The following is a 7,864-nucleotide window of genomic DNA, read 5'->3' as shown; positions in this document are numbered from 1 at the left end:
TCAGCCCCGAAGCCCCGCGCCGAACTCGCGCCGCTACGCTCTGCTCAAACAGGCGTCGCGAGTCAGTTCTTGAGGTTCGCTGCGCGAACGGGCTTCGGGTCTTCCGTTCCTCGGCGGGGCTAAAAGGGGCCCTGCAGAAATACATCCACCGGAGGGATGGCGGGCTTGGCTGTTCGGCTGTTTCGAAGGGTCCCCTTTGGAGGAGCCGAGAAGCGCAGGAGCCCGAGGCGCGTGCGCAGCACGCTTCGTCAACTGACTCCGCGCAACTGTTTGACCGCAGCGTAGCGAAGGGAGTTTTGCGCGGGCCTCGGGCTTCGAGCATCGCAGGGCACCCCTCGCAGAGGGGCGACGGAACAGGGGCGACTTTTTGCCTTCTTTTTGGTCGCTCAAAAAGAAGGTCGCCCGCCGGGGCGAACTCCCGGCTGGGCCGCGGCACAAAACCGCAACGCCGATTTACTTCCCATACAAAACCATCTGCGTACACCGAAACAACGCCATCGTCTTGCCACTGTCCATGTGCGTGACGACCGCATCCCAGACCTGTGTCGTCCTCCCCAGATGCACCGCCTTCGCCACGCAGGCCACCGTGCCCTCACGTGCCGTGCCGAGATGTTGGACTTCAGCTCCGTTGGATGCGCGGCCATCCTGGGGACAACAAAAAGGCCGGCATCCCTGCTGGCCTTTTCACTTGCGGCGCTTGAGGCGCGTCGGATCAACTGCGCGTCAGCGTCGCCTTCAGCATGTTGTCGAGCATGTCCTGGGTTTCGGCCAGGTGGGCGCGCGTCTCGATAGACAGCCCCGGCTTGGCCGAGGCCGCGCGCAGGTCGCGGGCGAGCTGGGTCGCGTGCCAGCGCGCCATCGAGAAGGCATCGGCGTAGACCGTGGCGCCGTTGGTCGAGCGGTTGAGCTGAGCCTGCAGGCGCTTCAGGTATTCGCGCTGCAGGCTGCGGCGCATGCGGTCGATCTCACCACCCGTCTTCAGCTCGCTGAAGACGGTGCCTTGCAGCGTGCCGTAAACCTCGCTGAGCGAGACCGCGCCTTTGCGCTGGGCCTCGGGCAGGTAGGCGCTCTGATCAATGAGGCGGCGCGCGGTGGCGGGTGACATCAGACGATCCAGCACGCGGCCCTGCAGGGCGCTGACGGTGTCGGGGATGGACAGCGGCAGGCCACGCTCCCACTCGTTGTAGTCCAGCGTCTGCATGGCCAGGAACTCAGGGCTGAACTTGAACGAGTTGCTGGACAGCAGGCCACTGGCGATGAAGCGCAGAGCGTCGCGCTGCTGGGCGTTGTCCACCGGCTTGAAGGCCGGGCCGGGTGTCACGCCTGGCACGATGCGCTCGGCCTGGATGCCGCCGACGTATTTGCTGACGTTGCCGGCCGTCATGCCGAGCTGGCGGAAGGCCTCGAACACCGAGCGGCGGTTGCGCAGCGGGTCCTCGCCGGCTTCGGGCTTGCGCGTCTGCACGCGCTCCCACAGCTCCTGGCTGAGCTTGAGGCGCTTTTTGGCGAAGGCCAGTGGGTCGTCGCCCAGGTCACGCTGGTTGGTGCGCGGGTCGAAGCCGTCGTAGATGCCGCCGATGCCCTGGTCGAGGTCGTCTCCGAAGGCCAGCTGCGGCTCGGTGGAGCGCGCGGCGATGCGGGCCAGCTCGCCCGACTCCTGCTCGGAGGGAATCTGTTTGTAGGCGTACTCGATGGCCCAGTAGTCGTAGGCGCCCAGCGTGGTGTTGGTCACGCTCGTCTTGGCCTCGCCCTTCAGCGGCAGGTTGTAGGCGTTGTAGTCCATCACCGAGTTGGAGATGCCGTGGGCCTCGGTGAAAGTCTTGTCCTTCAACTGGGCCTGTGTGACGGTGGTGGAGGAGCGGAAGTTGTGCTTGAGGCCGAGCGTGTGGCCGACCTCGTGCATGACGACGTCCTTCATCACCGCCTGGGCCAGCGCCTCGGCCTCGGGGCCGTTGGTGTCCAGGCCCTCTGCCCCGCCCCGCAGCGCCAGCAGGTCGAGCGCGAAGCCGAACTCGCTGGCCTGGTCGGCCATGTAGGTGCAGAGCTGGTCGGCCAGCGCGTGCTGGCTGCGCTCGCCCAGCCAGGCGCTGTTGTTGGGGCCGTGGTCGTGGGCCTGGTAACCCGGCGGCACGTCGTCGGCGGCCAGGCGGCGGGTGCCGCGACCGAAGACGTCGCTCATGCCGATGTCGGCGTCCAGGATTTCGCCGGTGCGCGGGTCCTTGTGGTTGGGGCCGATGGCGAAGCCGACGTCAGAGCCGGTGAACCAGCGGATGGACGCATGCGTGGAGTCCATGTTGTCCCAGTCGGCGTCGTCGGGCTGCTGCTTGGCGACCACGGCGTCCTTGAAGCCGATCTTCTCGAAGGCCTTGTTCCACTCCAGGATGCCGGCCTTGACGGATTCGCGGTACTTGGGCGGGATGTTCTTGTCCATCCAGTAGACGATGGGCTGCACCGGCTCGGACAGGGCCGCAGCCGGGTCCTTCTTCTCCAGGCGCCAGCGGGCCACCATGTGCACGCGCGGGTTGGGCTTGAGGTCGTCGCCGAGGTTGCTGTAGCTCTCCATGAAATGACCCAGGCGCGGGTCGGCCTGGCGCACGGCAGCCGGCGCTTCGGGCAGCGCGCGCATGCTGTAGACGAAGCTGAAGAACATCGAGCGCGGGTCCGGCGTGGCCTGGGGCGGCGTGGGCACGGGCACCGGCACAGGCACCAGCGGCGGCGCGGGAATGCGGGCGGTGGCGAAGTGCACGCGAGCGGTCAGCGTGGAGATCTGCGCGTCGGCGCGGGTCGCTTCGATGAAGGAGTTGGCGCGGTCGGGCGCGTACGGCAAGCGGTAAGCCACTTCTAAGCGCGTGGAATAGCCGGGGATGTCGCCGAGCAGGAGCCCGCTGGCGTCCACCAGCACCGACTTGCGGTCCGGGTGATCGGCGCTGGCCACGGGGCCGGATGTGATGAGGCTGGGCGAAAAGGCCTGGGCGAGCGCGGCCTGGGTGGCGGCGTTGTCGGTGCGGAACTTGGTGTTGAGCGCGATCAGCTGCACGTGGTTACCGATGCGGCGCCACTCGGCCAGCTCCTCACCAATCATCTGGCTGGCGTACAGGCCACGCTCGCCGATGGAGTTGGCAACGTTGACGCTGAACAGGAAGGGCTTGTTGAAGGCCTCCTTGGGGATCTCGATCCAGGTCTTTTCGTCCTTGCGCCAGATGGGGAAGAGGCCCGGCTGCTCCTTGGCGCCGCGGATGATCTCGGCAAAGGGCTTGGGGGCGGTGGGGTCGGCGGGCGGGCGCAGTGCTGATGTGGCCGGCACGGCCGGGGCGGACGCGGCGCCCGCCGGTGCGGAGGCGGCTCCGTTGGGCAAGGGTGGTGTCTGGGCCTGAGTTTGAGCGGCAGCCAGCGCGAGCAGCGCGGCGGTGGCAAGGGCAGTACGGGGCAGCCGAATCATGCGAAGCGTCCGAAAAATTGGAGAAAAACAATCACTGTGGACGGCGGCGACACTCGCGTCAATTGGGTGACGTCGCCGTCGCGTCGCAACAAAACTTCCGTCATGGAACTCACGCATCTCATTTATTTACACGGTTTTAGATCGTCGCCCGGCTCGGCCAAGGCGGTGCGAATGGCCGCCTGGGCGCAGCAGCAACCGGGCCTGACTTTCGCCTGCCCGCAACTGCCGCCCTCCCCGCTGGACGCGATGGCGCTCGTTGCCGACATCGTGGCCGGCTGGCCTGCGACGGGGTCGGCCGTCATCGGCAGCTCGCTGGGCGGCTTCTACGCCACGGCGCTGGCCGAGCAGCGCGCCCATCGCGGCTGGCGCGCCGCAGTGCTGAACCCGGCCGTGAACCCGGCGCGCGACCTGGCCCACCACATCGGCGAGCTGACCGCCTGGCACGACCCGACGCTGAAGTTCGACTTCACGGCCGAGCACGTGGCCGAACTCGCCGCACTCACACCGCCGCCCCTGCTGACCCGCCCGCTGCGCTACTACGCGCTGATCGCCAAGGGTGACGAGCTGCTGGACTGGCGCGAGATGCTGGCCCGTTATGCGGGTTGCGACGGCGAGGTGCTGGAAGGCAGCGACCATGGGCTGACGGATTTCGAAGCCCATCTGCCCGGGTTGCTGAAACACCTGCAAGCCTGAAGCGACAATCCACCCCATATGTTTGCGCTGTTTGATGATGCCGGGAAATTTCACGCCGGCCGGGTGATGTCGGAGGCCGATGCCTCGCTGCAGGTCGAGCTGGACTCGGGCAAGCGAGTCAAGGTCAAGTCCGCCAATGTGTTGCTGAAGTTCGAGAAGCCGGCGCCCGCCGCGCTGCTGAGCGAGGCGCGCGCACTGGCGGACACCATCGACCTCGACCTGGCCTGGGAGTTCGCGCCTGAAGGCGAGTTCGGCTTTGCCGACCTGGCGCGTGACTATTTCGACGCCAAGGCGGGCACGGTGCAGCAGGCCGCCGCGCTGCTGGGCCTGTACGACGCGCCGCACTACTTCCGCCGCGCCGGCAAGGGTCAATTCAAGAAGGCGCCCGAGGAGACGGTCAAGGCCGCGCTGCTGGGCATCGCGCGCAAAGCCCAGCAGGCAGCTCAGATCGAGGCCTGGGCGGACGAACTGGCGGCCGGCACCTGCCCGGCGCCCATCCAGGACCAGATCTACAAGATCCTGTTCAAGCCCGACAAGAACGGGCCGGAGTACAAGGCCGTCGTCGAGGCGAGCAAGAAGTCGCACAAGGCGCCGCTGGACCTGCTGCAGTCGGCAGGAGCCATCACCAGCCCCTACCAGTTCCACTGGAAGCGCTTCCTGTTCGAGAACTTTCCCAAGGGCGCCGGCTTCCCGGCCCTCACGGCGCCGGAGATCAAGGACGAGCTGGCGTTGTCGACCGCGCAGGCCTTTTCCATCGACGACTCCCAGACCACCGAGATCGACGACGCGCTGTCGGTGCAGGGCCTGGGCACGGGCACGGTCACCTTCGGCGTGCACATCGCCGCACCAGGCCTCGCGATCACGCCGGACTCGGCTGTCGACAAGGTGGCCCGCGACCGCCTGTCCACCGTCTACATGCCGGGCTGGAAGCTGACCATGCTGCCCGACGATGTCGTGCAGGCCTACACGCTGATCGCGGGCCGCGACTGCCCAGCGGTGTCCATCTACTTCACGCTGGACGAGGCCACCTTCGAGGTGAAGTCGCGCGAGACCAAGCTGGAGCGCGTGCACATCGCCGCCAACCTGCGCCACGACAAGTTGGACGGCATCGTCACCGACGCCACGCTGTCGGGCGAGGCGCCGGCCGACTACGCCTTCGCGCCCGAGCTCGCCTTCACCTGGCGGCTGGCCAAGCACCTGAAGGCGCAGCGGGAAGTGGCGCGCGGCAAGCCGGAGAACTTCAACCGGCCCGACTACAACTTTCGCTTGACCGGCGAGCGCATGGAAGCGCCCAACGGCACGGAGTCAGTCGAGATCGGCATGCGCGCGCGCGGCAGCTCGCTGGACCTGATCGTGGCCGAGGCCATGATCCTGGCCAACTCGGCTTGGGGCGGCTGGTTGGCGGAGCTGGGCCTGCCCGGCATCTACCGCAGCCAGGCCAGCCTGGCGCCCGGCATCAAGGTGCGCATGGGCACCAAGGCGCTGCCGCATGCCGGCATGGGCGTGGCGCAGTACACCTGGGCGACATCACCCTTGCGCCGTTATGTCGACCTGGTCAACCAGTGGCAGATCATTGCCTGCGCCCGCCACGGCAAGACGGCTGCGCTCGTTGCGCCGTTCAAGCCCAAGGACGCGCAGCTCTTCTCGATCATCTCGGGCTTCGAGGCAGCCTACGCGGCGTACAACGGCTTTCAGAACGGCATCGAGCGCTTCTGGACGCTGCGCTGGCTGCAGCAGAACGACACGACCGAGCTGACCGCCACCGTCATGAAGGAAGGCCTCGTCCGCGCCGATGACCTGCCGCTGGTGTTCAAGGCGCTGGGATGCGAAAACCTGCCGCGCGGCAGCCATGTGAAGGTGCGCATCACCGGCCTGGACGAGATGACGCTGGACGTGCATGCGACCTTGATCGAGCGCCTGGACGAGAAGCCCGCAGAAGCGGAAGCCGAGGGCGATGACGACGATCTCGAAGCCGCTGCGGCGCCGATCGCGCTGGCCATCGACCTGAACGACAGCCCGAGCGAAGCAGAACCGGCGGCGCAAAGCTGAAATGCGCCGGCTGAGCACCCTGCAGATCGCGCTCGCATGCTCGCTTGGCGCGCATGGTGTTCTGCTCGGCTGGCGCATGGGCTCGCCCGAATCCTTCAACCGCGTGTTTCAGGACACGCCGCTGGAAGTGGTGCTCGTTAACACGCGCTCCAACGAATTGCCCAGCAAGGCGGCGGCATTGGCCCAGGCCAACCTGGCCGGCGGCGGCAATACGGAAGTGGGCCGGGCCACCTCGCCGCTGCCGCCCGCGCGCCACAGCGAGACCGGCGACGCCGCCGAGGCGCAGAGCTCGCAGATCTCCCAGCTGCAGCAACAGCAGCAGCAATTGCTGACCCAGTTGCGCCGTGACATCGCCCTGCTGCCGCCGCCCGACCCGCGCCGTGAAAAGACCGACTCCGCCGAGCGCGGCCAGGCGGAGAAGCGCCGCCAGCTCGTCGATTTGCTCGCCGAGATCGAGAAGCGCGTCAACGAGGAAAGCGCCCGGCCGCGCAAGCGCTACATCAGCCCGGCCACGCGCGAAGTGGTCTACGCGCAGTACTACGACGGCCTGCGCAAGCGCATCGAGGAGCGCGGCACGCGCGACTTCCCGGAAGCGCGCGGCAAGAAGCTTTACGGCGAGCTGACGATGAACATCCACATCGACAACAAGGGCCGCGTCATCGAGACCGACGTGCTGGCCTCCAGCGGCAACCCGACGCTGGATCGCCGCGCCATCGCCATCGTGCAGGCGGCCTCGCCCTTCGGCAACTTCAGCAAGGAGATGCTCAAGGGCGCCGAAGTGCTGGTCATCACATCGCGCTTCAAGTTCACGCGCGATGAAGGCCTGGAAACCATATTGACCGGACAACCATGACCGATAGATATGCCGTCGTCGGCAACCCTGTGGAGCACAGCCGCTCGCCGGCCATCCACGCGATGTTTGCGGAGCAGACCGGGCAGACGCTGAGTTATGAGCGCCTGCTGGCGCCGCTGGACGGGTTCGAGGCGACGCTGCGCGCCTTTGTGGCCGCCGGTGCCAAGGGCTGCAACATCACCGTGCCCTTCAAGTTCGACGCCTTCGCGCTGGCCGCTGTGCGCACCGACCGCGCGCAGCTGGGCGGCGCCGCCAACGCGTTGCGCTTCGACGAAGGCGGCTGGACCGCCGACAACACCGACGGCGCCGGTCTCGTCAACGACATCCAGCGCAATGCCGGCCGCTCGCTGGCCGGCTTGCAGGTGCTGCTGGTGGGCGCCGGTGGCGCGGCGGCGGGCGTGCTGGGCAGCCTGATCGCGGCGGGGCCGGCGCGCATCACCGTAGTGAACCGCACCGTGGACAAAGCTCAGGCGCTGGTCGCCAGCCACGCTCATCTCGGCGTGCCTTTGTCAGCCGGCACCTTGACTGATGCCCCGGCCGCGCAGGACATCGTCGTCAACGCCACTAGCACCAGCCTGGCCGGCACCGCCGCGCCGGTCGACGCCCGCGTGCTGGCCCGAGGCGCGCTGGCGCTGGACATGATGTACGGCCCCAAGGCGCAAGGTTTCCTCGACTGGGCCGCCGCCCACGGCGCCGAGCCGCGCGACGGGCTGGGCATGCTCATCGAGCAGGCGGCCGAAGCCTTCTTCTTCTGGCGCGGCGTGCGGCCCGACACGGCACCGGTGCTGAAGGCCATGAGGTCGTCGCTGTGATGCGCCACGCCGGCCGCC

The 7,864-nt window shown here is 67.7% G+C and carries 5 protein-coding genes and 1 pseudogene; 4 read left to right on the top strand and 2 right to left on the bottom strand.

Annotated features, from left to right (window positions below; all coding sequences use genetic code 11):
- Positions 1 to 453 precede the first annotated feature (453 nt).
- Positions 454 to 612: pseudogene (locus ABIS05_RS04685) on the bottom strand (hotdog domain-containing protein); the annotation flags it as partial.
- Between the two features lie 100 nt (positions 613 to 712).
- Positions 713 to 3,439 (bottom strand): zinc-dependent metalloprotease, encoded by a 2,727-nt coding sequence (locus ABIS05_RS04680; protein ID WP_348010811.1) that lies wholly within the window; start codon positions 3,437 to 3,439, stop codon positions 713 to 715.
- 102 nt (positions 3,440 to 3,541) lie between these two features.
- Between ABIS05_RS04680 and ABIS05_RS04675 the strand changes: the two genes are divergently transcribed.
- From ABIS05_RS04675 to aroE, 4 genes are read left to right on the top strand one after another with little or no spacing between them, the layout of a single operon-like run.
- Positions 3,542 to 4,132 carry a YqiA/YcfP family alpha/beta fold hydrolase gene (locus ABIS05_RS04675; RefSeq protein ID WP_348010810.1) on the top strand — a complete coding sequence of 197 codons (591 nt, stop codon included), beginning with the start codon at positions 3,542 to 3,544 and terminating at the stop codon, positions 4,130 to 4,132.
- Positions 4,133 to 4,150: 18 nt separating this feature from the next.
- Positions 4,151 to 6,181, top strand: coding sequence for an RNB domain-containing ribonuclease (locus ABIS05_RS04670; RefSeq protein WP_348010809.1), 2,031 nt, complete (start codon positions 4,151 to 4,153; stop codon positions 6,179 to 6,181).
- Position 6,182: 1 nt separating this feature from the next.
- Positions 6,183 to 7,034: a cell envelope integrity protein TolA gene (locus tag ABIS05_RS04665; protein ID WP_348010808.1), complete on the top strand. Its 852-nt coding sequence runs from the start codon at positions 6,183 to 6,185 to the stop codon at positions 7,032 to 7,034.
- On the top strand, positions 7,031 to 7,846 hold the full coding sequence (gene aroE, locus ABIS05_RS04660; protein WP_348010807.1) for a shikimate dehydrogenase: 816 nt from the start codon (positions 7,031 to 7,033) through the stop codon (positions 7,844 to 7,846). Before ABIS05_RS04665 ends, aroE begins: the two co-directional genes overlap by 4 nt.
- Positions 7,847 to 7,864 lie beyond the last annotated feature (18 nt).

Source organism: Roseateles sp. (assembly GCF_039929605.1).
Taxonomy (GTDB): domain Bacteria; phylum Pseudomonadota; class Gammaproteobacteria; order Burkholderiales; family Burkholderiaceae_C; genus Pelomonas.
The sequence above is the reverse complement of the archived record's forward strand: the minus strand, read 5'-3'. Positions and strand labels throughout refer to the sequence as shown.